19 protein-coding genes are annotated in these 24,589 nt (G+C 73.3%); 9 read left to right on the forward strand and 10 right to left on the reverse strand.

Annotated features, from left to right (window positions below; all coding sequences use genetic code 11):
- Window positions 1-16: 16 nt before the first annotated feature.
- Together IE99_RS0122275 and IE99_RS0122280 are read right to left on the reverse strand one after the other, a co-directional pair.
- Entirely contained in the window at window positions 17-661 is a 645-nt protein-coding gene (locus IE99_RS0122275) for a response regulator (protein WP_030174168.1), read from the reverse strand.
- The gene (locus tag IE99_RS0122280; RefSeq protein ID WP_030174171.1) at window positions 658-1,434 is read right to left on the reverse strand and encodes a sensor histidine kinase; all 777 of its coding nucleotides are present in this window, start codon (window positions 1,432-1,434) and stop codon (window positions 658-660) included. Before IE99_RS0122280 ends, IE99_RS0122275 begins: the two co-directional genes overlap by 4 nt.
- Before the next feature lie 137 nt (window positions 1,435-1,571).
- Between IE99_RS0122280 and IE99_RS0122285 the strand changes: the two genes are divergently transcribed.
- From IE99_RS0122285 to IE99_RS0122295, 3 genes are read left to right on the forward strand one after another with little or no spacing between them, the layout of a single operon-like run.
- A complete protein-coding gene (locus tag IE99_RS0122285; protein WP_030174174.1) occupies window positions 1,572-2,246 on the forward strand; it encodes an ABC transporter ATP-binding protein in 675 nt (224 codons plus the stop codon).
- On the forward strand, window positions 2,243-4,537 hold the full coding sequence (locus IE99_RS0122290; RefSeq protein ID WP_030174176.1) for an ABC transporter permease: 2,295 nt from the start codon (window positions 2,243-2,245) through the stop codon (window positions 4,535-4,537). Before IE99_RS0122285 ends, IE99_RS0122290 begins: the two co-directional genes overlap by 4 nt.
- On the forward strand, window positions 4,534-6,195 hold the full coding sequence (locus IE99_RS0122295; RefSeq protein WP_051713015.1) for a DHA2 family efflux MFS transporter permease subunit: 1,662 nt from the start codon (window positions 4,534-4,536) through the stop codon (window positions 6,193-6,195). The genes IE99_RS0122290 and IE99_RS0122295 overlap by 4 nt, the downstream gene beginning before the upstream one ends.
- On the opposite strand, the gene IE99_RS30610 is transcribed toward IE99_RS0122295, so the two are convergent.
- From IE99_RS30610 to IE99_RS0122310, 3 genes are all read right to left on the reverse strand, one after another.
- Window positions 6,161-8,749 (reverse strand): ATP-binding protein, encoded by a 2,589-nt coding sequence (locus IE99_RS30610; protein ID WP_030174182.1) that lies wholly within the window; start codon window positions 8,747-8,749, stop codon window positions 6,161-6,163. The genes IE99_RS0122295 and IE99_RS30610 overlap by 35 nt on opposite strands.
- Before the next feature lie 98 nt (window positions 8,750-8,847).
- On the reverse strand, window positions 8,848-10,062 hold the full coding sequence (locus IE99_RS0122305) for a GAF domain-containing sensor histidine kinase (RefSeq protein ID WP_037559920.1): 1,215 nt from the start codon (window positions 10,060-10,062) through the stop codon (window positions 8,848-8,850).
- A complete protein-coding gene (locus IE99_RS0122310; protein WP_051713016.1) occupies window positions 10,059-11,900 on the reverse strand; it encodes a SpoIIE family protein phosphatase in 1,842 nt (613 codons plus the stop codon). Before IE99_RS0122310 ends, IE99_RS0122305 begins: the two co-directional genes overlap by 4 nt.
- A 332-nt stretch (window positions 11,901-12,232) precedes the next feature.
- Between IE99_RS0122310 and IE99_RS0122315 the strand changes: the two genes are divergently transcribed.
- Window positions 12,233-13,909 carry a methyl-accepting chemotaxis protein gene (locus IE99_RS0122315; RefSeq protein WP_211258886.1) on the forward strand — a complete coding sequence of 559 codons (1,677 nt, stop codon included), beginning with the start codon at window positions 12,233-12,235 and terminating at the stop codon, window positions 13,907-13,909.
- A gap of 117 nt (window positions 13,910-14,026) precedes the next feature.
- Here the strand turns inward: IE99_RS0122315 and IE99_RS0122320 are convergent, their stop codons facing one another.
- Both IE99_RS0122320 and IE99_RS0122325 read right to left on the reverse strand, forming a co-directional pair.
- Complete coding sequence (locus tag IE99_RS0122320; RefSeq protein WP_030174193.1) at window positions 14,027-14,881, reverse strand: metal-dependent hydrolase; 855 nt, start codon at window positions 14,879-14,881, stop codon at window positions 14,027-14,029.
- Window positions 14,878-16,362 carry a flavin-containing monooxygenase gene (locus IE99_RS0122325; protein WP_030174196.1) on the reverse strand — a complete coding sequence of 495 codons (1,485 nt, stop codon included), beginning with the start codon at window positions 16,360-16,362 and terminating at the stop codon, window positions 14,878-14,880. Before IE99_RS0122325 ends, IE99_RS0122320 begins: the two co-directional genes overlap by 4 nt.
- A gap of 88 nt (window positions 16,363-16,450) precedes the next feature.
- On the opposite strand from IE99_RS0122325, the gene IE99_RS0122330 reads away from it, so the two are divergent.
- Complete coding sequence (locus IE99_RS0122330) at window positions 16,451-17,092, forward strand: TetR/AcrR family transcriptional regulator (protein ID WP_030174198.1); 642 nt, start codon at window positions 16,451-16,453, stop codon at window positions 17,090-17,092.
- Window positions 17,093-17,273: 181 nt separating this feature from the next.
- Here the strand turns inward: IE99_RS0122330 and IE99_RS0122335 are convergent, their stop codons facing one another.
- Window positions 17,274-17,663 carry a cupin domain-containing protein gene (locus IE99_RS0122335; RefSeq protein ID WP_030174201.1) on the reverse strand — a complete coding sequence of 130 codons (390 nt, stop codon included), beginning with the start codon at window positions 17,661-17,663 and terminating at the stop codon, window positions 17,274-17,276.
- A gap of 71 nt (window positions 17,664-17,734) precedes the next feature.
- Between IE99_RS0122335 and IE99_RS0122340 the strand changes: the two genes are divergently transcribed.
- The 3 genes from IE99_RS0122340 to IE99_RS0122350 all read left to right on the forward strand — a co-directional run bounded on the left by IE99_RS0122340 (window position 17,735) and on the right by IE99_RS0122350 (window position 21,017).
- Window positions 17,735-18,331 carry a TetR family transcriptional regulator gene (locus tag IE99_RS0122340; protein WP_030174203.1) on the forward strand — a complete coding sequence of 199 codons (597 nt, stop codon included), beginning with the start codon at window positions 17,735-17,737 and terminating at the stop codon, window positions 18,329-18,331.
- Window positions 18,332-18,495: 164 nt separating this feature from the next.
- Window positions 18,496-19,290: a maleylpyruvate isomerase N-terminal domain-containing protein gene (locus IE99_RS0122345; RefSeq protein ID WP_030174206.1), complete on the forward strand. Its 795-nt coding sequence runs from the start codon at window positions 18,496-18,498 to the stop codon at window positions 19,288-19,290.
- 110 nt (window positions 19,291-19,400) lie between these two features.
- Window positions 19,401-21,017 carry an FAD-dependent oxidoreductase gene (locus IE99_RS0122350; protein WP_030174208.1) on the forward strand — a complete coding sequence of 539 codons (1,617 nt, stop codon included), beginning with the start codon at window positions 19,401-19,403 and terminating at the stop codon, window positions 21,015-21,017.
- A gap of 10 nt (window positions 21,018-21,027) precedes the next feature.
- Here IE99_RS0122350 and IE99_RS0122355 read toward each other — a convergent pair whose 3' ends face one another.
- Window positions 21,028-22,257, reverse strand: coding sequence for a GAF domain-containing sensor histidine kinase (locus IE99_RS0122355; protein WP_030174210.1), 1,230 nt, complete (start codon window positions 22,255-22,257; stop codon window positions 21,028-21,030).
- 182 nt (window positions 22,258-22,439) lie between these two features.
- A complete protein-coding gene (locus tag IE99_RS0122360; protein ID WP_030174212.1) occupies window positions 22,440-23,129 on the reverse strand; it encodes a TetR/AcrR family transcriptional regulator in 690 nt (229 codons plus the stop codon).
- 171 nt (window positions 23,130-23,300) lie between these two features.
- Here IE99_RS0122360 and IE99_RS0122365 point away from each other — a divergent pair, with 171 nt between their 5' ends.
- Window positions 23,301-24,542, forward strand: coding sequence for an oxygenase MpaB family protein (locus IE99_RS0122365; protein ID WP_030174220.1), 1,242 nt, complete (start codon window positions 23,301-23,303; stop codon window positions 24,540-24,542).
- Window positions 24,543-24,589 lie beyond the last annotated feature (47 nt).

The following is a 24,589-nucleotide window of genomic DNA, read 5'->3' on the forward strand; positions in this document are numbered from 1 at the left end:
CGCACGGGCGAGCGGATCAGTCGCCGCGGGGGACGACCATGCCGGACTCGTAGGCGAACACGACGGCCTGGGCGCGGTCGCGCAGGCCGAGCTTGGCGAAGATGCGCGCCACGTGCGTCTTCACGGTCGCCTCGCTGAGATGCAGGTGGGCGGCCAGTTCGGCGTTCGACAGGCCGCCTCCGAGCAGGCGCAGCACCTCCCGCTCGCGCGGCGTCAGCTCGTCCACGCCCGTCGGCTCCGGGCCCGGCCGGGCGAACCGCTCCACGAGCCGGCGCGTGATGGACGGCGACAGCAGCGCGTCCCCGGTCGCGACGAGCCGCACGGACGCCACCAGGTGCTCGGGCGTGACGTCCTTCAGCAGGAAGCCGCTCGCGCCCGCCGAGAGCGCCGTGTAGACGTACCGGTCGAGGTCGAAGGTCGTGAGCATCACCACGCGGCAGGACGGACGGTCGGCGAGCACCCGCCGGGTCGCCTCCAGCCCGTCCAGCTCCGGCATCCGGATGTCCATCAGGACCACGTCGGGACGCAGCCGGCGCGCGGCGGCCACCGCCTCCAGCCCGTTGGCGGCCTCGCCGACCACCTCGATGCCGCCCTTGGTGAGGATCATCCGGAAGCCGCCGCGCACGAGCGTCTGGTCGTCGGCGATCAGCACGCGCGTCACGGCCGCTCCAGGGGGATCCGCGCGCGCACCCGGTACCCGCCGCCGAGCCGGCGCCGGGCGTCCAGGTCGCCGCCGTAGACGGCGACCCGTTCGCGCAGCCCGATCAGGCCGCGCCCGTCCTTGTTCTCGGCGGCGGGCGCGGCCGTTCCGGTCAGCACGCTCGGCCCGGTGTTCAGCACCTCCAGCCGCAGGTTCCGCCCGTAGCCCACCCGTACCTCCGCCCGCGCCCCCGGCGCTCCGTGCTTCAGCGCGTTGGTGAGCGCCTCCTGGACGATCCGGTATCCGGTCGCGTCGATCCCGGCGGGCAGCGGACGCGGCTCGCCCGTGACGGTCACGTCCACCGGCAGTCCCGCGAACGCGACCCGGTCCACCAGCGCCCCCAGCCGGGCCAGCGACGGCTGCGGCGCGAGCTCGTCGCCGTCCGGCGCGGGCGCGAGGACGCCGAGCAGGTTCCGCAGCTCCGTCATCGCCTCGCGTCCCGTGCGCTCCACGGCGAGCAGCGCCTCCTCGGCCTCGCCCGCCTCCCCGTCGAGGCCGTGCCGCGCGGCCCCGGCCTGCACGACCATGACGCTGACGCTGTGGCTGACGATGTCGTGCAGGTCCCGCGCCACCCGCGCCCGCTCCTCCTCGACGGCCTGGCTCGCCGCGCCCTCCCGCTCCCGCTCCAGCAGCCAGTTGCGCGCGCCCAGCTCGGCGCGGCGGCGGCGGCGCTCCCACAGCGCCCACAGGCAGGGGAGGGCCACCGACAGTGGCACGATCCATAGGGGCACCATGCGCTCATACTGGCGGCGGACCGGACGAAGCGCATCCTTCGGCCGGGCGAGGCCCGTACATCGCCGGGATGACCCGGCCCCGCGGCTACATCCCGGGCCCGACGCGGCGGCGGCCCGGCGAGCCCTACCGTCCAGGCATGGAACTGATGGTTCGGCTCAAGGACGTGCGCAAGGAGTACGGCGAGACCGCCGCGCTCGCGGGCGTCACCCTCGACATCCGCGCCGGTGAGGCCGTCGCCGTGATGGGCCCCTCGGGTTCGGGGAAGTCCACCCTCCTCAACATGGTGGCGGGCCTGGACCGGCCCACCTCCGGCCAGGTGATCGTGCGCGGCGAGGACATCACCGGCATGGGTGAGGCGGCCCTCGCCAAGTACCGCCGGCGCCGCATCGGCATGGTCTTCCAGTTCTTCTACCTCCTGGACGACCTGCCGGTGCTGGAGAACGTCATGCTCGCGGCGCAGCTGCTCGGCATCGGCCGCAGGCAGGCGCGGACCCGGGCGATGGAGCTGCTGGACGAGCTCGGCATCGCCGACCGCGCCGACGCCTACCCCGTGGCCCTGTCCGGCGGGGAGCGCCAGCGCGTCGGCGTCGCCCGCGCCCTGATGAACCGCCCCGCGCTGCTCCTGGCCGACGAGCCGACCGGCGCCCTCGACTCCCGCGCCGGCGAGCAGGTCATGGACCTCCTGCTGGACCTCAACCAGATCGGCCAGACGCTGCTCATCGTCACCCACGACGAGCGCCTGGCCGCGCGCTGCGCCGACCGGGTCATCGCGTTCGAGGACGGCCGGCTCGCCACGGAGGTGACCCGGTGAGGGCGGTATGGCGGGCCGCGCGGTACGCGGTCCGGCGGCGGAGGCTGCAGACGCTCATCATCGGGGTCGTGGTGCTGCTGTCCACCGCCACGACCGTGCTCGCGATGGGCCTGCTCGCCACGGTGGACGGCCCGTACGACAGGGCGTTCGCGCAGCAGCGGGGCGCGCACCTGACCGTCTCCTACGACGCGGCGAGGACGACCGGCGCGCAGGCGGCGGCGTCGGCGGCGCGGCCGGGCGTGACGGCGGCGGGCGGCCCCTACGCGTCGCAGATCATGACGGTCGGGTCCCCGGGCCGCCCCGCGGGCGGATCGTCCGGCGGTTCGCCCGGCGGGCCGTCCGTCCGGCCAGCGCTGCCGCCCGGCCCGATCACGGTCGTCGCGCGGGCCGCCGACGGCGGCGACCGCGTGGACCGCCTGACGCTCAAGCGCGGGCGCTGGGCGACCGGACCGGGCGAGATCGTGGTGGGCAGCGACCTCGCGCGCGGCCCCGGGCAGACGGAGCTGATCGGGCAGAAGGTCCCCTTCACCGACGGGCGGACCCTCACCATCGTGGGCCTCGGCCGGTCGATCACCCGCAGCGCGCAGGGCTGGGTGGCGCCCGGTCAGCTGACCAGGCCGGACGGCAGGCAGATGCTCTACCGGCTCGCCGACCCCGCGGCCCCCGCCGCGAACGTCACCGCCGGGCTCGCGGCGACCTCCGCGCAGAGCTACGAGGTGGCCCGCCGCAAGGCCACCGAGGACGGGAAGGTGGCGATCCCGTTCCTCGTCGCGTTCGGGGTCGCCGGGCTGATCGTCGCGGTCCTCATCATCGGCAACGTGGTCAGCGGCGCGGTCGTGTCGGGGTTCCGGCACATCGGCGTCCTCAAGGCCATCGGGTTCACCCCGGCCCAGGTCACCGGCGTGTACCTGATGATGATCGCGGTTCCGGCGGTGGTGGGCTGCCTGGCCGGCACGGTGGCCGGCAACATCCTGGCCGGGGCGGTCAGCGCGTCCCTGAGCGAGTCGCTCGACCTGCCGGCCGCCAGCGGGGTCTCGGTCGCGGTGGACGTGCTGGCCGTCCTCGGGGTGCTCGGCGTGGCCGCCGTGACCGCGCTGGTCCCGGCCGTCCGCGCGGGGCTGGTCCCGGCGGCGGTGGCGGTCAGCGCGGGCGCCGCGCCGCGCCGCGGCCGGGCCCTGCGGGTGCAGCGGCTGCTGGCCCGGACCCGGCTGCCGCGCCCGGTCAGCCTCGGCCTCGGCGTGCCGTTCGCCCGGCCCGGACGCACCGCCCTGACGGTCAGCGCCGTCGCGTTCGGGGTGGCCGCCGTCACGCTGGCGGTCGGCCTCAGCCGGACCCTCGACGCCTACTTCACCGACGAGACGCGCCTGCGGACCTTTCAGGTCGAGGTCGTCGGGCAGGGCGAGGCGCCGTCGCTCGCGGGACGGCCCGGCACCGCGAAGGTCGCCGTCACGTCGTCCGCGCAGGTCCACGTGCCGGGTTCGTCCCGGGCGGTGGAACTGAAGGCGTACCAGGGCGCGCCCGCCGACCGCCACGGCTACCGGGTGGTGAGCGGCCGGTGGCTGGACGGGCCGGGGCAGGTGGTCGTCGGAGACCCCTTCCTCGAGGAGTCCGGCAAGAGGATCGGCGACACCGTCACCGTCGGCACGGACGGGAGGAAGGCCGTGCTGCGGATCGTCGGCACGGCGATCGTGGACGGCAGCGACACGTTCGTCACCGACTGGGCGTCCTTCGCGCCGTTCGGCGACGTCGCCCTCGGCTCCCTCATGGAGGTCACCCTCACGCCGGGCACGTCGGCGCGCGCCTACGTCGACGCGCTCACGGCCGAGGGCGTGATGGCCCATACGACCGACGAGGGCACGGACGTCGAGCAGGCGATCGTCCTCGGCCTCGTGGCGCTGCTGACGCTGGGGATCGCCGCCGTGGCGGGGCTCGGGGTGTTCAACACCGTGGTGCTCAACACCCGCGACCGGGTCCGCGACTTCGGCATCCTCAAGTCGCTCGGCGCGACACCGAAGCAGGTGCTGACGGTCGTCCTCGTCTCGATGGGCGCGCTCGGCCTGCTCGGCGGGCTCATCGGCCTGCCGCTCGGCATGGCCGCCCACCAGGTGGTGCTGCCGGCCATGGCCCGCACGGGCGGCATCGTCCTGCCCTACGGCCTGACCGAGATCTTCCCGTGGACGCTGGCGGCCCTGTTCGTCCTGGCGGGGATCGCGATCGCCGTGCTCGGGGCGCTGGTCCCGGCGGGCTGGGCGGCGCGGATCAGGACCGCCACGGCGCTGCGCTCGGAGTGAACGTCGGCCGCACGGGCGGCGGGCCGCCCGTGTGGCCGACCAATTCGAACGCTATTCTAGAACGGTTTCGGCAGGACGCGCCGTCCCCCCGCGGCTCCGCGGCCGTCACCGAGGAGGATCCGCTGGTCTTCGCCCGCGACAACCGGCCGGACGCGCCGTCCGGCGCCGGCACCTGGCAGATCGTGGCGACGGTCAGCCTGGGGACGACCATGCTCGTGCTCAGCGGCACCGTCCTCAACATCGCCCTGCCGCTCATCGCCGGGCACTACCGGGCGGGCCCGCTCGCCGCGACCTGGGTCGTCCTGGGTTTCATGCTCGTCCAGACGTCCCTGCTGGTCGTGTGCGGCAGGCTCGCCGACCGGTTCGACCGGCGCAAGGTCTACCTGTCGGGGCTCGCCCTGTTCACCCTGGCGAGCCTGGCGGCCGCCGCGGCGCCGACCATCGAGGTCCTGATCGTCCTGCGGACCCTCCAGGGGATCGCCGCCGCCATGGCCATGGCCAACGGGACGGCGCTCATCGCGGCCGCCGTCCCGAAGGAGCGCCTGAGCCAGAGCATGGGCGTGTACCTGGGCGCGCTGGGGGTGGCTCCGCTGCTCGGCCCCTCGCTCGGCGGCTACCTCGCCGACACGTTCGGCTGGCAGTGGGTGTTCCTCATGGACGTCCCGGTCGGCCTCACCGCCCTGGTGTGGGGCGTGTACTGCCTCCCCCGGGCGAAGACCTCCGCGCGCGACCCGATCGACGCGGTCGGGGCGGCGCTGCTGACGGGGTGGCTCGCCCTCCTCGTCCTGGTGGTCTCCCAGACGGGCTCGGGGGACTGGCGCTCCGCGCCGCGCCTTGTGCCGCTCCTGCTCTGCCCCCTGCTGTTCGCCGTCTTCGTCCTGCACCAGCGGCGCTCCCGGTCGCCGCTGATCGATCCCGGCCTGTTCGCGGCGCGCGCGTTCGTGCTCGGCAACCTCGCCGCGCCGCTGAGCGCCGTCGGCATGGTCGGCATGGCGTTCCTCATCGCGCTGTTCCTGCAGAACGTGCAGGGCATGTCGACCGTCGAGGCGGGGATCGCGGTGCTCGCCGGACCGCTGGCGGGCATGGTCGCGCCGCCCATCAGCGGCCGGCTGGGCGCGCGGTTCCCTCCTCGGCGCATCGCGGTGTGCGGTACCGTCGCCGCCGCGGCGGGCCTGGCGCTCCTGGCGACGTACCTGGCGGAGGACACGCCCTACCCGCTGATCGCCGCCGGGATGGTGCTGGTGTGCGCCGGAGCCGGCGTCTTCTACACGGCCAACACCACCCTGCTCATCATGGGCGTCCCGGCCGAGCGGCTCGGCGTGGTCAACGGCGTGCGTCTCACCGTCCACTTCCTCGGGGTGTCGCTCAGCCCGGCGATCTGCCTCGCGGTCGTCTCGTCCCGGCTGGCCCCGGGCGACCGGCACGTGCTGTACGCGAGCGCGGAGACCCGGCCCGGCGCGGCCGTGCGCGACGCCCTCGTGTCCGGTTACCGGCTGAGCTTCTGGATCTTCGCCGTGGCGGCCCTGGTCTGCGCGTTCCTGGTGTCCCGGCTCTCCGGTCCGGCCGGACCGACCGCGGGCCCGGATGATCCCGGACGCCCTTACCGCAGGCCCGCCGGCGGGCTCAGGCGGGCGGTCCGGTGGGGAGCCGGACGGTGAAGACGGTCCCGCCGCCGGGGTTGGGGGCGGCGGTGATGGTGCCGTCGTGGGCGGTGATGATGGCCCGGGTGATGGCCAGGCCGAGCCCGGTGCCCTTGATCCCCGCCTCCTTGGCGGTGGTGGCGCGGAAGAACCGGGTGAACAGCTGGTCGTACTGGTCGAGCGGGATACCGATGCCGGTGTCGGCGACCGAGATGACCACCGTTCCCTCGGCGTCGCCCGTACCCGGGCGGGCGGTGACGGTGACGAGGCCGCCGGCCGGGGTGTACTTGATGGCGTTGGACAGCAGGTTGTCGATCATCTGGCGGACGCGGACCGGATCGGCGACCGCGTGCAGGGCGGGCGCCAGGTCGGTGCCGAGGTCGAGCCGCTGGGCCTCGGCGGCGGCGCGGTGGTCGGAGACGGCCTCCTGGAGCAGGTTGGTCAGGGAGGTCAGGCGCGGATCGATGCTCACGTGCCCGGCACTGAGCCTTGCCAGGTCCAGCAGGTCGTCGACCAGGCGCCGAAGATGGGTGGTCTTGCGGCCGATCACCTCGGCGAACGTGCGCTGCTGCCCGGTCAGCCCGGCGTCGAGCAGGAGCTCGGCGTACCCGTAGATCGAGCTGATCGGGTTGCGCAGCTCGTGGGTGACCAGCGCCATCAGCTCGTCCTTCATCGCGTCCACCGTCCGGAGCCGCTCGACCTGCTCGCGCTGCTGGGCCAGGAGCTTCTCGCGCTGCTGCTCGATCCGGTGGCGTTCGGTCACATCGGTGGTGATGCCGTCGATGAAGACGCGCCCGTCCTCCAGGCGGGGGGCGCCGCGCATCCATATCCACCGCACCCGGCCGTCGCCGCCGCGGACGCAGCACTCGACCTCGGCTGGGCGGCCCGCGCCCAGCTCGGCCTGGAACGCCCGGAACGCCTCGGCGTCGTCCGGTCGCTCCAGATGCTCGGCGACGAACCGGGCCTGGTCGACGTCGTTGGGAATGTGCTTGCCGAAGACCTTGACGCTGTTGGGGCTCATGTAGACCGAGCGGACGCGGTGGTCGGGGGTGACCTCCACGGTCCAGACGTGCTCGTTGATCTGGGTGACGACCCGGTCGAAGTGCTCGCGGCTGGCCTGCAGCGCCAGGGTCAGGTCCTCGCCGCGGCGGCGCTCCATGTAGCGGCCGACGAACTCGGCGATGCCGTCCAGCAGGTCGGCCAGGTCCTCATCGGGCCGGACGACGTTGGTGATGAAGAACGCCAGCACGCCGAGGACCCGGCCGCCGGTGTGCACCGGCACCGCGATCGCGGTGCGCACTCCGGTCCGCAGGGCCACCCGGGCGCGGGGGAAGTCGATCGGTTCGGCGGGCAGGTCGGTCACCCAGATCCGTTCACCGGTGTCCCAGGCCCGGCCGGCCAGCCCCTCACCCCGGGCGTAGGTGAGGGGATCGGGGCCGGTGAACGCCTCGAGACCACCGCTGGGCGACGTCCAGGACGCCAGCCGCGTGATGGACTCGCCGTCCTCGTCGACCTGCCAGTACTCCCCGCAGCACCACCCCAGCGCGCCGGCGACCGCCTCGATCACGCCGGTGGCGGCCTCCGGCACCGATGCCGCCTGGGCCAGCGCGGTGTCGACGGCGTGCCTGGCCGCGCGCAGCATCTCGGTGCGCTGCTGGTCGGTGATGTCGTGCATGGCCACCACCGCGCCCAGCCGGCGCCCGTCGGGGGCGTCGAGCGGACGTCCGTTGACCGACAGGCAGCGGGCCGCCATCTCCGGGGTGTCGACGACGATCCGCTGGCCGGCGACGTGCTCGCCGGCCAGCGCCCGCGCCAGCGGCAGCTCCTCGGGGCGCAGCGGGTCGCGGGTGTCGGCGTCCAGGATGCGGTACGCCTCGGGAAGGTCCCACACCGACACTCCAGGTGAGAGCGGATGGGCGACCAGCGGGCGCTTGTTCATGATGGTGATGCGCCCGTCCCGGTCGCACGCACGCACCTCGGCGTCGAGGCTGTCCAGCAGCGCCTGCACGAAACCCCATCGCTCGTCGTCGGCGATGAGCGCCTCGATCTCGCCGTGCTCGGACGGCCGATCGTGCGGACGGACGCGGGTCAGCCGCGTCGCGATCTCCGCCTCCACCAGCCCGGCCAGTTCCCGCAGCGTCTCCAGATGTACGGCGTCCCATGTCCGCGGCCGCGTGTCGATCATGCTCAGCGCCCCCAGCGCCTGATCGCCGCCCGCGCGCACCGGGACCCCCGCGTACGCCAGCATCGACCCGCCGCGGACGGTGTCGATGCTCCGCCACCGGCCCTCGGCCCGCAGGTCGGGCAGCACCAGCTCGGCGTTCCGGGCCACCACGTCCCGGCACGGCGACCGCGGCCACGGGGCGGGTTCCCTCTCCCAGCGCCCGGCGGAGCTCACCACCACCTGGTGGTCGGCCTCGATCAGCGACAGCATCGACACCGGCGCCGGCACCGTCCGGACCGCCGCCCGGGTCACCCAGTCCAGCACCGGAACGTGCCGGGCCTCCAGCAGGCCCGTCGCGCGCAGCACCCGCAGCCGGTCCGGGTCGGTGACGCGATCGATGACCGCCATCACACTCCACCTCCGTCCGGGCTATACCCCGGCCAGGGGCCGAGGTGCGGCTCCGGCGGGCGGTGCCGGTGCTCAGCTCCTGGCGCGGCCATGCGGCGTCACGCCGCCGGGGGCACCGGCAGGGTGATGCGCATGCAGGTGCCCTTGCCCGGGGCGCTGTCGGTGCGGATGCTCCCTCCGTGCGCGTCGATGATCTTGCCGGCGATGGACAGGCCCATCCCGGTCCCGGGGATGGCCCTCTCCTCCGCCTCGGGTGTGCGGTAGAAGTCCTCGAAGATGTGCTCGATGTGCTCGGCGCCGATGCCGATGCCGGTGTCGCAGACCGCCAGACGGGGGGCCGGGTCGGCGATCACCGTGACGGTGATCGTGCCCGGGTCCAAGGTGAACTTGATCGCGTTGTCCAGCAGGTGGCCGACCGCGTGCTGCAGGCGGGGCGCGTCGGCCCACACCGCCACCGGCTCGGGCGCGTTCAGGGTCAGCGTGTGGCGTTCGGCGCCGGCGCTGTCGGCGGCGACGTCGAGCGCGTGACGGGCGATGGCGACCAGGTCGCAGCGCGCCGGGCTGAAGGAGGTGGTCTCGGTGTTCAGGCTCGCCATCAGCAGCAGCTCGTCGATCAGATGCAGGATGCGGTCGCTGTTGCGTCCGATCACCGACAGGAACCTGTTCTCGGTGGGCTCGTCCAGTTCGCCGGACTGGATGAACTCCAGAGAGGAGCGGATCGAGGTCAGCGGTGTGCGCAGCTCGTGGTTGATGCTGCTCAGGAACCGGTCCCTGATCGCCCGCACGTCCCGCAGCCCGTGGATGGTCCGGTCGGCGCGCAGGGCGTAGTGGTGCGCCTGCAGCAGCCCGGCCGCGCTGTCGGCCAGGAAGCGCAGGATCCGGCGCTGGTCGTCGGTCAGGTGGCGCGGCCGCTCGTCCAGCGCGCAGACCACGCCCAGGACGTGGCCGCGCGCATTGATCACCGGGGCGGCGGCGCAGAACCGCAGCCGGTGGCCGTCGATCACCACGGGGCCCCCGCCGAAGCGCGGGTCGGCGTCGATGTCGCCGACCTCCATCTCCTCCCCCCGGGCGAGGACGGAGACCAGCGGCGCGACGTCGTGGTCGGTGTCGGTCCCGGTGATCCCGGTGTGCCCCGTGATGCGCGGCCCGTCGGGGCCGATCAGGATGACCAGGCTGATCGGGGCGGCGCAGACGTGCGCGGCCGTGACGGCGATGGGGGTGAGGTCCGGCTCGGGCAGGACTTCGACCGCGCCGGGGTCCGCCGGGGCGGGGAAGCGCGCCGGCCGGTCGCCGGGGTACGGTGCGGCCGTCATTCGCCGGGCAGCCGGAGGGCGAGCAGGGCGGCGTCGTCGGTGCCGCCGGACGGCATGCGCTCCAGCAGCTGATCGCAGAGCTCGTCGACCGGATGCCGGGCCAGCGCGGCCGCATGGCGGCGCAGCCGGTCCATGCCGGCGTCCAGATCACCGCCGGGCACCTCGATGAGCCCGTCGGTGTAGAGCAGCACCGTCCCGTCCGCCGGCAGCGGTTCGATGGCGTCGAAGCGCGAACCGGGTTCGGGGACGCCGACGCCGAGCAGCGGGTTCTGGCCGGTCTCCAGATAGCGGGTCTCGCCGTCGGCGGTGACGAGCAGCGGCGGCGGATGCCCGGCACTGACCCAGTGCAGCTGCCAGGGGCCGTCCAGCGGACCCTCGACGCGCGCCAGGATCACCGTGGCGGTGACGATGTCCGTGGTGAAGATCATCGCCTCCTCGAAGCGGTCGATGACGAGACTGGGCGGCTCCGTGCGGTCCCAGATCAGGCAGTGCAGCATGTTCCGCAGCTGCGCCATGTGCGCGGCGGCGGGCAGGCCGCGCCCGGCCGCGTCCCCGATGACGAGCGCGGTCACGCCGTCGGACAACACGAGGGCGTCGTACCAGTCTCCGCCGATCCGGGCGCCCTCCCTTCCTCCCGGCCGGTAGCCGGCGGCCAGGCGCAGGCGGCCCGACTCGGGCAGCGGGGCGAGCAGGTGGCGCTGCACGGTCTCGGCCGTCTCGCCCTGCCGGCCGGCCAGGCGCGCGTTGTCCACCGCCAGCCCGGCGCGCCGGCCGATGTCGGCGATCAGCATCAGCTCGGAGGCGTCGAACGGGCGGGCCGGCTCGGTGCGCGCCACCGTCAGCGCCCCCAGCACGCCCCGGGCGGTGCGCAGCGGCGCGATGATCACCGAGGCCGCGCCGAAGGCGGCGAACAGCTCGCCGTGCGCGGCGTCCAGCGGGCCCTCGCCCGCGGCGGCGATGTCGTCCGGCCCCAGCAGCAGGGCCTCGCCGCCGCGCAGCACCCGGGCCAGCGGGGCGCGCGAGGAATCGGTGACCGGCGGCAGCGGCCCCAGCCAGACGGCCGGATCCTCCTCGGTGCCGCCCTGGAGAGCGGCAACGCCCGGGGGAGCGGGGCCGCGGACGGGGGAGGCGACCGAGACCCGGCGCACCTCGGCCAGACCGGTGCACACGTCCACCGCCGCCCAGTCCGCCAGCCGGGGCACGAGGAGGCGGACCAGCCGGCCCAGCGCCTCGTCCTCCTCCGGTGTCCGGGCCAGCACGGTGCTGATCTCGCTCACCGCCGCGAGCCGCCCGGTGAGCCTCTCCACCGCAGCCAGCTGGTCGGCCTGCCGCCGGGCGGCGGCCCGGCGGTCGCTCGCGTCGCCGAACAGCACCGCCGCGCCCCGGATCCGCCCGTCGCGCCGGATGGGGGAGGCAGCCCAGTCGATCGGCCGCAGATGGCCGTTGCCGTCCAGGAAGGCATCGCACTCGCCGTCGCCGTGGACGGTGCGGCCGTGTTCCAGCACCGGCAGCAGCACGCACTCCGATCGCGGGATCGGCGCCCCGGCCGCGTCCCGGTGGAGCAGGTCATGGGCATCGGCCCCCACGAGGGCGCCGGCGGGCCGCTCCAGCAGCGCCATGGCGTGCGGGTTGACCGCCGTGATGCGCCCGGAGTGGTCGGTGAGGCACAGGCCCGCGCCCAGATCGGCGAACACCGCCAGCAGCAGCTCGGCGTCCGGCGGGATCGCCGCGTCCGGCGCCGCGTCCGGTGTCCAGGCCGGCGCGGCGGCCGGGACCGGCGGGTCTCCGGCGTCCATGCCGCCGGGCTCTTTCCCGGTGCCGTCCGTCTCCGCCGTCATCGGGACGTCCCCCGCGCCCGCGGGCACGGACGCCGTCGGCGCCGCGCGGACTGAGCGCGGGCACCGGCGCCCTCATCGGTGATCGGCACGCTGGACAACGATCTGTGCTCCCGTTGCTTTTCGGGCTGCCCCAGGCAGATCACACCTACCCGGACGAACGCCGAGCGCACCGGACGGATCGTCAAGAACTCTTGGCCCGCCGCGCTGCGTGCCACCGTCGTCCACCTCGGCGGCGCGCCGCCGCAGGGCGGCCTCAGGGTCGGGGTCGCCCGAGGGGGCGCACGCTCCCCACGCCGAGTGTGATTCTGCTCATTCTGTGGCCGGTCCGGTCGATGGTCGCGGCACGGGCGCAACCGGCCCCCAGTCAACGACATCGATCAGACAGAGCGGGGCCGAACATGAAGAAGATCAACGATCTCAAGGTCGGAGTGCGCCTGGGTGGTGCGTTCGCGGTGGTGAGCGTCCTGCTGTGCGGGGCCGTCGGCGTAGGCGCCACCGGGATCTTCTCGGCCCGGGAAGCGGCCGATCAGATGGCGGCCAGTGCGGCGGTGCGCGGCGCGGCGCTGACGGCGAAGTTCCGCACCGCCGACTTCAACGGCTGGCAGACCGGCTACGCCTTCGACACCATCCGCGGCGTGCCGAAGGCGACCGACGACACCGTCGGGCAGCGCAAGAACTTTTTGGCCTCCACCGAAGCCTTCCGCAAGGACCTCGACAAGCTGGCGGGTCTGGAGCTGACCGCCACCCAGCGCGAGCACCTGCAGCAGGCCGAGACCGCGTTCGAGCAGTTCATGCGCCTCGATGAGCAGGTCGTCGCCGCCTACCGCCAGGGCACGCCCGTCCGGACCCGGCAGGCCAATGACCTGGTGGCCGGTGAAGCGCTGGAGTACTTCGACCGGGCCGCCGGCGCTGTGAACGGGCTCGCCGATGAGGCCGATGCCAACGTCGTGACCGCGATCGCCGACGCTCGCGCGGCCAGCGACACCGCCCTGCGGCTGATGCTGGGCGCGGGCGCGCTGTGCCTGCTGCTGGCCGCCGCGCTGGCCGTGCTCGTGACCCGGACCATCACCCGGCCGCTGGCCGCGACCGTGCGGACCTTGCGCACCATCGCCGCAAAGGACCTCACCGCCTCCATCGACACCTCCCGCCGCGATGAGCTGGGCGACATGGCCCGCGCTCTGGAGCAGACCGTGAGCGTGCTGCGCGGCGCCTTCGGCATGATCACCCGCCACAGCGCGACGCTGACCGGCGCCTCCCGGGAGCTGGCCGCCGTCTCCGGACGGATGGACACCGCCGCCACCGGCACCGCCGCCCGCTCCGACCAGGTCGCCGCCGCCGCCGAGCAGGTCTCGGCCAACGTGCAGACCATCGCCGCGGCCAGCGAGGAGATGAGCACCACCATCGCCGAGATCGCCGGCAGCGTCAGTCAGGCGGCCCGGGTGGCCGACACCGGCGTGCAGACCGTGCGCGACGCCGGTGACACCGTGGCCAATCTGGGCGCCTCCAGCGCGGAGATCGGCTCGGTCATCAAGACGATCACCTCGATCGCCGAGCAGACGAACCTGCTGGCCCTCAACGCGACCATCGAGGCGGCGCGTGCGGGGGAGCAGGGCAAGGGCTTCGCGGTCGTCGCGGGCGAGGTCAAGGACCTGGCCCAGGAGACCGCCAAGGCCACCGAGGACATCGCCCGCCGCGTCGAGGCCATCCAGGCCGACACCGACGCGGCGATCGCGGCCATCGGCGGGATCAGCGAGGTCATCACCACCGTCAGCGAGCACTCCACCACCATCGCCGCCGCCGTGGAGGAGCAGAGCGCCACCTCCGGGGAGATGAGCCGCAACATCTCCCAGGCCGCTGTCGGCGCCGACGACATCGCCGCCGGCATCACGGGGGTCGCCACCGCCGCGCAGACCACCACCGCCGGGGTGGCCGATGCCCGCCGTACCGCCGGCCAGCTCGATGAGGTCGCCACCGAACTGCACGGCATCGTGGCGCAGTTCACCGTCTGAGGTTCCGGCCGGGTTCCCCTTTTCCGATACGGACGCGGCCCGCTTCTCCTTGCCGCCTCTCCCGGAACGGTGTCTCCGGGAGAGGAGCGCGGTTCGGGCCTCGCCTCGACGTGTCGGTCAGGCCGAGGCGAGGCGGTCGTTGAGGGTGCCGTCGGGGCCGAAGAGCTCGGCGCGCCAGCGGGCGAGCAGTTCGGTGGCGTCGTAGTCGTCGGGGTGGAAGCCCTCGCGCTGGTAGTCGCGGATCCGGGCGCGGAGCTCGCGGCTCAGGAAGGGGGAGCGGCGCAGCGCGCGGACGCTCGCGGCCAGGCGCCGGGGGTTGTAGGTGGCGGGGTCGGCGAGCATCGACAGGATCGTGGCGACGATCGTGAGGCCGAGAAGACCGAAGCTGGCCTCCACCATGGTGCGGCGGCGCATCCGCTCGGTGCCGCCGACGGCGCGGTAGACGTCGAACGCGACCGCCTTGTGCTCGGACTCCTCCAGGGCGTGCCAGAGCAGGACGTTGCGGACCTCGGTGTCGCCGAGCAGCGCCTGCGCGCGGGGGTCGGTGAGCAGGCACTCGGCGAGCGTCGCGGTGTAGTGCTCCAGCGCGGCGGTGTGGCCGAGCCGGGCCCGGCCCGGCATCAGCCGGTCGCCGAGCGCCAGGCTGCGCTTGACGAACGCGTCCACGCGGTGGGTCGGGTAGCCCATCGCGCGCAGCGTGGCGTTGAGGGTCTCGTGCTCGCGGCCGTGCACGACCTCCTGGCCGATGAACCCCTTCACCTGCTTCTTCAGCTCCGGGTCGGTGATGCGGCCGGAGTAGTGGTGGACGGAGCGGATGAAGAACTCCTCGCCCTTGGGGAACATCGCCGACAGGACGGCGACCACATGGCTCATGATCAGGTCGCCGTCGACGTAGTGGCGGCGCAGGGAGCCCTTGGGGTAGCTGAAGCGGACGCGGCGTACCTTCACGGAGCGTTCGGGAACGGACGTCATATGGGCCTCGTCTCGTAGGTGTAGTCGTCCAGGGGGAACGTGGCGGCGGCCTCGCGGGCCTGCGCCGAACTGGTCGGCCGCAGGTAGGGGACGTCGCCGTGGTGGTCGAAGTAGTAGCTGTTGGCCGTCGCGCAGCGGCCGGTGAAGACCGAGCCGGCGAGGCGGCGGCGCATCCCGGCCGTCCACCGCTCGGTCGGCTCCGCCCGGACCTCGACGCAGGTCGCGCCGCGCCGGCGGGCCTCGGTGAGCACCCGGACGACGTGCGCGGCGGTCGTCTCGACGAGCTGGTGCCAGGTGCCGCCGACCCACCCGTAGGGGCCGAACATCATGAAGTGGTTCGGGAGGCCGGGCAGCGACACGCCCTCGTAGGAGGCGAGCCGGTCGGTGGCGTAGCGGTCGGCGAGGTCGAAGCCGCCCCGGCCGCGGACGGGGGTGCGGCGGAACACCTCGGGGTCGGTGGACAGCCGGAACCCGGTCGCGAGGACGATCACGTCGGCGGGCCGCTCCGTGCCGTCGCCGGTGCGGATCCCGGCCTTGGTGACCGTCTCGATGGGGTCGGTGACGAGCGTGACGTCCGGCCGGTTGAACGTCTTGAGGTAGGTGTTGGACACGGACGGCCGCTTGCACCCGAATCCGTAGTCGGGGGTCAGCCGGCGCCGGACGTCAGGGTCGCGGACCTGCGTCCGGTACCAGGCGGTCAGGAGCCGCTCCAGGGTGCGGGTGACGGCCGGGCGGTGCCCGACCACGCTGTCGATCAGCAGGAACTCGGCGCCGCGCGTGCTCGCCCGCCGCACCGCCTGCTGGACGCGCGGCGCCCGCCGGTAGAGCCGCCGCAGCGCGGCCGGGGTGCGGGCGTCCGGTTTGGGGGCGATCCAGATGGGGGTGCGCTGGTAGACGTCCAGGTGGGCGACCTGCGGGGCGATCTCGGGGACGAGCTGGACGGCGCTGGCGCCCGTCCCGATGACGGCGACCCGCCTGCCGCGCAGCGGGGCCTCGTGGTCCCAGCGCGACGACGACAGCACGTCGCCCGCGAAGTCCCCGATGCCCGGGATGCCGGCGTCCTTGGGATCGACGAACACCCCGATCGCCGACACCACGAACCGGGCGGTGACCTCCCCTGACGGTGTCGCGAGCCGCCATTGGTGCCGTTCCTCGTCCCAGTCGCGGCGGAGGACCTCGGCGCCGAGGCGGATGTGCTCGCGGATCCCGTAGCGGTCGGCGAGGCCGTCCACGTACGCCTTGACCTCGTGTCCGGGGGCGAAGACCCGGCTCCAGGACGGGTTGAGCGCGTAGGAGAACTGGTACGCCTGCGCGGGGACGTCCACGCCGATGCCGGGATAGGTGTTGTCCCGCCAGGTGCCGCCGATGTCGGAGGCCCGCTCCAGGATGACGAAGTCGGTGATGCCCGCGCGGCGCAGCGCGATGCCCATGCCGATCCCGCTCAGCCCGGCCCCGATGATCGCGACTTCGGCGTCCGGCATGGGGCCTCCCTGCTGTTGGAATGCTTGTCCAATAATCTGCACATGTAACAGATTTCGTCAAGATGTAAACCGGGTTAAGCTGCCTGACATGGGGATCGTCCACGGCCTGTTCCAGCGCGCGCGCAGCGCGCCGCCGCACGGGGACGGGACGGCCGAGCGGGTGCTGGACGCCGCCCTCCGGCAGGCCGAGGACTTCGGCGTCCGCCGCTTCACCATCGACGACGTCGCCCGCCGCTGCGGGCTGTCCCGGGTGACCATCTACCGGCATTTCCCGAAGAAGGACGCCCTGCTGGACGCGATCCTGCTCCGGGAGATGCGGCGCTTCCTCACCAGGGCCGACGCGGTCATCGCCGCCCAGTCCACCCCGGAGGACCGGCTCGTCGAGGGCCTGCTGTTCTGCCTCGACTTCCTGCGCGGGCACCGCCTGCTGAACCGGCTGCTGCGCACCGAGCCGGAGTTCATCCTCCCGCACCTGACGACCCGCGCCGCGGGCCCGATCGCCGAGGCCCGCGCCTGGATCGGCGGCCATGTCCGCGCGGAGATCGCCGCCGGGCGCCTGGACGTCCCCGACGCCGACGTCGACTACTTCGCCGAACTCGTGATCAGGGGCGTGATCTCGTTCGTCCTGACCCCCGAGACGGTCCTCCCCCTGGACGACCCGGACGCCCGCCGCCGCCTGGCCGACCTCTACCTGGCCCCCTTCGCCCGCCACTTCCGCCCGGAGACCTGACGGGGGACCGGATCGCGTATTACAGGTGCAGACGGCGCCAGGAAGACGCGGTGGGCTCTGTTCGCCCACGCCGATCGTTACGAAGCTGCGGCGTCATCTGCGACTTACGCCACCTACCAGTGCACCGCTGGCGTCCCCTCCGAAGACCTCCGGCCGTCCGTCGGCGTTGCGGGTGTCATGGCTACCCGTCTGCCCGGGGCGGCACCCGCCGAGAAGGGCGTGGCCCCAGGGGACTTCCCGCATACCCGGTGGCGGCGGAGTGACCGGGTTCCTTGAGTTCGATGAAGATCGCGTGGCTCGGGGTGTCGCCGATGTTCTCGCCCGCGTGCTCCTGGGCGTCGAGCCATCGCACCTGTCCGGTCTCCAGTTCGACTTCCGCCTCCTTGCCGCCGGCGGTTAGGCGGCGCGTGAAGGACGCCAGCGGGACCATCACGGTGTCGGGGTGGCCGTGCGCTGCGGTCTTGTCGCCGGGGTGGTCCCGGTACTCCAGCACCCTGACGCGCTCGTTTTCGAAGAGCACCGTGTACAGCTCGGGATCGGTCACAACGGGATCGTGGGGATCGTGGCTCATGGACGCCTCCGCATGGGCTCTCCGTAGCTCCATGGGACTTGAGTCCCATGGGATGAAAGTACCATGATGGCATGTCGGTACCATATGAGCTGATCGGCCGTCGCGAGCAGAAGGCCCGCACCCGCGCGGCGCTGGTCGACGCCGCCCGCCGCCTGCTCGGTCAAGGAACCGAACCCACGGTGGAAGAAGCGGCCGCCGCGGCCGGCGTCTCCCGCACCACCGCCTACCGCTACTTCGCCAACCAGCGAGCTCTGCTGGCCGCAGCCCACCCCGAGATCGAGCAGACCTCCCTGCTGCCCGACGACCCACCTGACGACCCAGCCACCCGCCTGGCCCTGGTCATGCAGGCGTTCACCCAGCTCACCCTGGACTGGGAGCAGCAACTGCGCAGCTCGCTGCGGCTGTCACTGGAACCGGAGGCCGGCCGGCCGACACTGCGCGGCGGCCGGGCCATCGGCTGGATCGAAGACGCCCTTGCCCCGCTCGCCCACACCCATCCCGGCCTGGACATCCGCCGGCTCGCCGTGGCGATCCGATCGGCCACCGGCATCGAAACGCTGATCTGGCTGACCGACATCGCGGGCCTCACCCGGCAACAGGCCACCGAGATCATGCGCCAGACCGCGCAGGCACTCCTCACCGCAGCCCTCGTCCAGCACCGGAGTTGAGGAATCCGGCGACCTTCCTGGTGCGGTGGTGCCTCGCGTCACCCGGCTCAGCGGCATATCCGTTGGATCTTCGGCGGTCGCTGGCGGGATCCCGTATTGACGCCGCCTCCCGGGTGCTCCACAGTCTCCAGAACGATCACCCCCCGACCCCCGAGAGGGCCGCCATGTCCGCCGCCGGAATCGCCGGAACCCGACTGCTCGTCGAGGATGCCCTGCGCGTCGTCCAGGGCCTGACCGCCGACGACTGGAACCGCGAGAGCGCGTGTCCCGGCTGGCGGGTGCAGGACGTCATCGTCCACATGGCGTTCTTCTTCAACACCCTCGCCGACCCGTCCTGCCTGCCGCAGGACAAGACCATCACCCAGGCCGAACGCCTCAACGACGCCGCCGTCCGGGAGCGCGCCCACTGGACGCCCGAGCAGGCCGCCGCGTACTACGCGGAGCAGTCCGCCGCGGGGCTCGCGGTGCTGGAGATGCTGGAGGCGCCGGGAACGGCCGAGACCGCGATCCCGCTCGCGGACCTCGGGACGTACCGGCTGTCGGAGATGAGCACCACCGCGGCGTTCGACCATCTCGTCCATCTCGCGTGCGACCTGCTCGCCCCGCACGGCCCGATCGCGCAGCCGCCGATCCCGATGGACGACGCCCGGCTGGCCCCCGCGCTCGACTGGATGCTGTCCGGCCTGCCGCAGATGTGCGGCAAGGCTCTGTACCCGGTGCTGACCCGTCCGCTCGGGCTGCGCCTGGAGGGGCCGGGCGGACGGCGGGTCGTCCTGGAGCGCGACTCCGGCGCCGTCCGCGTCGCCGAGGCCGCGGCGCTGCCGGACGACGTCGTGACCTCGTCCACCGTGGAATTCCTGCGCTGGTCCACCACCCGCTCGGACTGGCGCGACGCCACCGCCGTCAGCGGCGACGCCGCCTACGCCGCGGCCGTCCTGGACGCCATCGACATCGTCTGACCGGGACCGATGTGCCGCACCGGCCGGGAATATACCCCAGGGGGTATAGGTTGACGGGTGTGTGCGGGCGCGCACCGGGCCGCCCGCCGCCCGGTACGGAGGGTGCGACGGTGAAGACCGTGATCATCGGTGGGGTGGCCGGCGGGATGTCGGCGGCGACGCGGCTGCGGCGGCTGGACGAGTCGGCCGAGATCGTGGTGCTGGAGCGCAGCGGCCACGTCTCCTACGCCAACTGCGGCCTGCCCTACCACCTGGGCGGCGTGATCCCCGAGCGGGACGCGCTGCTCCTCCAGACCCCCGAGAGCCTGCGCGCCCGGTTCGCCCTGGACGTCCGCGTCCGGCACGAGGTGACCGGCATCGACACCGCCGCGCGCACCCTGACCGTGCGGGACGCGGTGTCCGGGAGCACCTACACCGAGACCTACGACCACCTGGTGCTCTCGCCCGGCGCGGCCCCGTTCGTGCCGGACGTGCCCGGCGTCGAGCGGGCCCACGCGCTCCGCACCGTCGAGGACCTGGACGCCCTGGTCCGCGCCCTGGACGCCGCGCCCCGCACCGCGGTGGTGGCCGGCGGCGGGTTCGTCGGCCTGGAGACCGCCGAGAACCTGCGCCGCCGCGGCCTCGACGTGACCGTGGTGGAGCTCGCCGACCAGGTGCTGGCGCCGCTCGACCCCGAGCTCGCGGCGCTCGTCCACGCCGAGCTGCGGCGCAACGGCGTCGCCGTGGAGCTCGGCACGTCCCTGTCCGCCGTCGGCCCCCGCGAGGTGGAGCTGGCGAGCGGGCGGCGGCTGCCCGCGGACCTGGTCGTCCTCGCGATCGGCGTCCGCCCCGACATCGCCCTGGCCCGCGCGGCGGGACTCGCCATCGGCCCGCGCGGCGGCATCGCCGTGGACGCCCGGATGCGCACCAGCGACCCCCGGGTCTTCGCGGTCGGCGACGCCGCCGAGAAGGCCGACGCGGTCGGCGACGGGCCCGTCCTGGTGCCGCTCGCCAACGCCGCCAACCGCGCCGGACGGCAGGTCGCCGACGTGATCGCCGGACGGGACGCCGACCTCGCGCCCAGCCTCGGCACCGCCATCGTGGCGGTGTTCGGCCTGACCGTCGCCGTCACCGGCTGGAACGAGAAGCGCGCCCGCGCGGCCGGCCGCCCCCACCAGGCGGTCCACACCCACCCGGCCTCGCACGCCGGCTACTACCCGGGCGCCGCGCCGATGGCCCTCAAGCTCGTCTTCGACCCGTCCGACGGGCGGATCCTCGGGGCGCAGGGCGTCGGCACCGACGGCGTCGACAAGCGCATCGACGTCATCGCGACCGCCATGCGCGGCGGCCTGCGCGCCGCCGACCTCGCCGACCTCGAGCTGGCGTACGCGCCGCAGTTCGGCTCCGCCAAGGACCCGGTGAACATGCTCGGCTACATCGCGGGGAACGTGGCGTCGGGCGACGGGCCGTCCGTCCAGTGGCACGAGCTGGACGAGGCCGTCGCGGCGGGCGCGGTGCTCGTCGACGTCCGCACCCCGGGCGAGTTCGCGGCCGGGCACATCCCCGGCGCGGTCAACGTCCCGCTGGACGAGCTGCGCGACCGGGCGGCCGGGCTGCCCGACGCCCCGCTGATCGTCTACTGCGGCGTCGGGCTGCGCGCCCACACCGCGTCCCGCCTGCTGGCCGGCCTGGGCCGCCGCGCGGCCAACCTGGACGGCGGCTACCGCACCTGGTCCGCCGCCGCCTGAAGCGCGCCCTCTACGGCGGGGGCAGGAGGGTGACGCGGACGGTGGTGCCGCCGCCCGGGCCGCCCGTCATGGCGACGGTGCCGCCGTGCATCTGGACGATCTCCTTGACGATGGCGAGGCCGATGCCGGTGCCGCCGATGGCCTGCTCCTCGGAGTGGGGGGCGCGGTAGAAGGCGTCGAACGCGCGGGCCGCCTCCTCCTCGGTGACGCCGACACCGGTGTCGTGGATGGCGATGGCGGGGCCGGGATCGCCGGTGACCGCGACGTCGATGCGCCCGCCGCCGGGGGTGAACTTGATGGCGTTGCCGAGCAGGTGGACCAGCGCGATCCGGATCCGCTGCGGGTCGACCCATGCCGTGACCGGACGCGGCGCGTCCAGGACGAGGGTGTGGCCGCGGTGCCCGGCCTTCTCTCCGGCCTCGGCCACCGCCTCGGCCACCAGGGCGGACAGGTCGGCGGGCTCGGGGTTGAAGGAGACGCTCTGGGCGCTGAGGCTGGCGAGCAGCAGCAGCTCGTCGAGCCGTTCCAGCAGCCGGTCGCTGTTGCGTTCGATGACCTCCATGAAGCGCTGCTGGGTGTCGGGGTCGATGTCGCCCTCGCGGACCAGGTCCAGGTAGGTGCGGATCGAGGTCAGCGGTGTGCGCAGCTCATGGTTGATGTTGCGCAGGAACGTCTGCTTGAGGTCGTCCAGCTCCTGGAGCCGCTGGGCGACCTGCTCGGCCTGCCGGCCCTCGTGGTGGTGCTCCAGCAGCGCCACCACGCAGACGGCCAGCGCCCGCAGCGCGGCGCACTGCTCGGGGGACAGCCGGCGCGAACGCCGGTCCAGCACGCACACGGTGCCCAGCACGTACCCCCGGTCGCTGACGACCGGCACACCCGCGTAGAACCGGATCCACGGGTCGCCGACGACCGCCGGGTCGATGTGGAACCGCGGGTCCTTGAGCGCGTCGGGCACCAGCAGCATCTCCCGCGAGCAGATGACGTGCGGGCAGAACCCGGTGCGCCGGCTCACCGCGGTGATGTCCAGCCCGAAGCGGCCCACGAGGTGCTGGAGGCGGTCGCCGACGAGATTGACCAGCCCGATCGGCGTCCGGCAGATCCGCGCGGCGAGCTCCGCGACCCCCGTCAGGGACGGCTCAAGGGAGACGTCGACGGCGCCGAGGTCGGTCAGGTCACGGACCCGCTCCTCCTCGTCGGGCGGGAGCGGGGCGGACCCCTCCGGGAGCGGCGGCTCACCCATGACCGCGCCCTGGCACGCCTGTGCCGCGCGGGCGGGCCGCCCGGCCCGCCGCAGCGGTCATCACGCTGGACACGACCTACCGCCATCGTCTGGGCTTCCGCCGTCCGGAAACGGCCTGAGCAGCATGAACGTACCCCGGGGCGCCCAAGATCACCCGCCTGCCGCGCCGGTCGGCGGGGGACTCAGCGGCGATCGAGGCGGTGCGGGGAGGGCTCCAGCATGGGGACGAGGAAGCGCCGGGCGAGCGCGGCGAGCTGCTCGTCGTCGTCGAGGTCGACGAGCCTGCTGGGGATCGCCAGGAAGGACGCGGAGATCCGGACCATCATCTCGGCGACGTGGTCGATGTCGAGGTCGCCGGACACGTGGCCGGCGCGCTGCTCGTGGCGGAGCTGGCCCGCGACGAACCGGCGCACGGTGGCGAGCGTCCCCCCGCCATCGCTGATCATGGATCCGACGATCAGGTCCGGTTCCGTGGCGATGAGCCCGCCGATCAGGGGGTTGTCCCGGATGGCGCGCAGCGAGCCGACGAAGCCCAGCACCACCCGGTCGGCGACGGTCTCGGCGTGCCGGATCTCGGCGAGGAACCGGTCGAAGTAGCGGCGGAACTCCCGGCGCACCACCAGCTCGACCAGGGCGTCCTTGGTGGCGAACCGCCGGTAGACGGTGATCCGCGAGACCCCCGCCCGCCGCGCCACGTCCTCCATGGTCGAGCGCTGGATGCCCATCCTGCAGAACTGCTCGTAGGCGGCGTCCAGGACGCGGGCCCGGCTCTCGTCCGGGTCGTCGGCCCGCTCGACGGCGTCGCTGAAGGCGCGGTCGAGCAGGGACTCCGGGTCCGAGGACGCCGCGAGGAACGACAGAACAGGTTCCACGATCTCCTCCTGAGACACCCGATTCTGCCGCGATCCGGCCGCGGCCACACGGGGGCTTGTGACGGCCGACACGGTGTGCTGTTATTGGCCCGGCACCGAATGATACGCAGAAGCGCATCTTGTTTCAGCATATCAGTCCGGTGTCTCGCCACCCCGAGAAGGAGCAAGCACATGGAGCAACCCAGCAGGCGCAACGTGCTGATGGCGGGCGGGACGCTCGGCGCGGTCGGCGCGCTCGCCGCGGCGTCGCCGGCGCAGGCGTCCGCACTGTGGACGTGGTCCCCCAAGGGCTCGGTGGCGGGCTACGGCAAGGGCGCCGACCCGCGTGGGGTATGGGACCCCGAATGCGACGAACTGGTCGCCTCGCTGATCGCGGGGGGCGCCGCCCCCCAGGTCAACAAGCTGCTGAAGACCTGGACGAAGAACGGCCAGGCACTGCCGAAGGGCCTGCCGGCGGACCTGCGGGACTTCATGGAACGTGCCCGTCAGCTGCCGTCCTGGACGGACCAGGGCAAGCTGAAGACCGCCGTCGACTTCAACGAGAAGCGGGGCCTCTACCTCGGCGTCACCTACGGGTTCGCCAGCGGGATGATGAGCACGGCCATCCCCAAGGAGGCGCGCGCGGTCTACTACTCCAAGGGCGGCGCGGACATGCGCGACCGCATCACCAAGACCGCCAAGCTGGGATACGACATCGGCACGTCGAACGCCTACAAAGACGACGGCGAGATGGTCGTGACGTGCGTCAAGACGCGGCTCGCGCACTCGGGGGTGCGGCACCTGCTGCCCAAGTCGCCCTACTGGACGAAGGCCGCCGACGAGAGCATCCCGATCAGCCAGGCGGACATGATGGTCACCTGGCACAGCCTGCCCACGACGGTCATGAAGAACCTCGTCAAATGGAAGGTTCCGATCCCCGCCGCCGAGTCCGAGGCGTTCCTGCACTCGTGGCAGGTCTGCGCGCACATGCTCGGCATCAGGGACGAGTACATCCCCAAGTCGTGGGACGAGGCGAACTCCCAGGCCGCGCAGGTCCTGGACCCGATCCTCGCCCCGACGCCCGAGGGCATCAAGCTCGCGGACATGCTCCTGAACCTCGCGTCCTTCATCGACGGGGGCATCCTCAGCAAGCCCGTCCTCGGCGCCCTCACCCGCTACATCCTGGGGCCGGAGATCGGGGACTGGCTGAAGATCCCCAAGGACCCGTTCTGGGACCCGATCTTCGAGAACGCCTGGGAGCCCTTCATCGCCGTCCGCGAGGGCCTCCTCAAGCTCGAGGACGCGCCGGGGGTCCTGCAGAAGGCGTACTGGGCCTTCGACGAGATCATCCGCCTGGGCGTGCTGCTCGTCCTGTCCGGGGGCGACCTGCCGATCAGCATCGAGATCCCGGTGACCAACAACCCGCACTACTAGCGGGTTCCCTCGGGCCCGGAATCCACCGGATTCCGGGCCCGAGGCAT

The sequence above is a fragment of the Spirillospora albida genome (genome assembly GCF_000718255.1).
GTDB classification, from domain to species: Bacteria; Actinomycetota; Actinomycetes; order Streptosporangiales; family Streptosporangiaceae; genus Spirillospora; species Spirillospora albida.

Excerpts from the sequence above, each read along its gene's own strand:
- IE99_RS0122310 (WP_051713016.1), bottom strand. The coding sequence starts at position 11,900 with ATGACGGCGGAGACGGACGGCACCGGGAAAGAGCCCGGCGGCATGGAC.
- IE99_RS0122285 (WP_030174174.1), top strand. The coding sequence starts at position 1,572 with ATGGAACTGATGGTTCGGCTCAAGGACGTGCGCAAGGAGTACGGCGAG.
- IE99_RS0122320 (WP_030174193.1), bottom strand. The coding sequence starts at position 14,881 with ATGACGTCCGTTCCCGAACGCTCCGTGAAGGTACGCCGCGTCCGCTTC.
- IE99_RS0122325 (WP_030174196.1), bottom strand. The coding sequence starts at position 16,362 with ATGCCGGACGCCGAAGTCGCGATCATCGGGGCCGGGCTGAGCGGGATC.
- IE99_RS30610 (WP_030174182.1), bottom strand. The coding sequence starts at position 8,749 with ATGGCGGTCATCGATCGCGTCACCGACCCGGACCGGCTGCGGGTGCTG.
- IE99_RS0122330 (WP_030174198.1), top strand. The coding sequence starts at position 16,451 with ATGGGGATCGTCCACGGCCTGTTCCAGCGCGCGCGCAGCGCGCCGCCG.
- IE99_RS0122340 (WP_030174203.1), top strand. The coding sequence starts at position 17,735 with ATGTCGGTACCATATGAGCTGATCGGCCGTCGCGAGCAGAAGGCCCGC.
- IE99_RS0122355 (WP_030174210.1), bottom strand. The coding sequence starts at position 22,257 with ATGGGTGAGCCGCCGCTCCCGGAGGGGTCCGCCCCGCTCCCGCCCGAC.
- IE99_RS0122345 (WP_030174206.1), top strand. The coding sequence starts at position 18,496 with ATGTCCGCCGCCGGAATCGCCGGAACCCGACTGCTCGTCGAGGATGCC.
- IE99_RS0122365 (WP_030174220.1), top strand. The coding sequence starts at position 23,301 with ATGGAGCAACCCAGCAGGCGCAACGTGCTGATGGCGGGCGGGACGCTC.
- IE99_RS0122280 (WP_030174171.1), bottom strand. The coding sequence starts at position 1,434 with ATGGTGCCCCTATGGATCGTGCCACTGTCGGTGGCCCTCCCCTGCCTG.
- IE99_RS0122335 (WP_030174201.1), bottom strand. The coding sequence starts at position 17,663 with ATGAGCCACGATCCCCACGATCCCGTTGTGACCGATCCCGAGCTGTAC.
- IE99_RS0122315 (WP_211258886.1), top strand. The coding sequence starts at position 12,233 with ATGGTCGCGGCACGGGCGCAACCGGCCCCCAGTCAACGACATCGATCA.
- IE99_RS0122305 (WP_037559920.1), bottom strand. The coding sequence starts at position 10,062 with ATGACGGCCGCACCGTACCCCGGCGACCGGCCGGCGCGCTTCCCCGCC.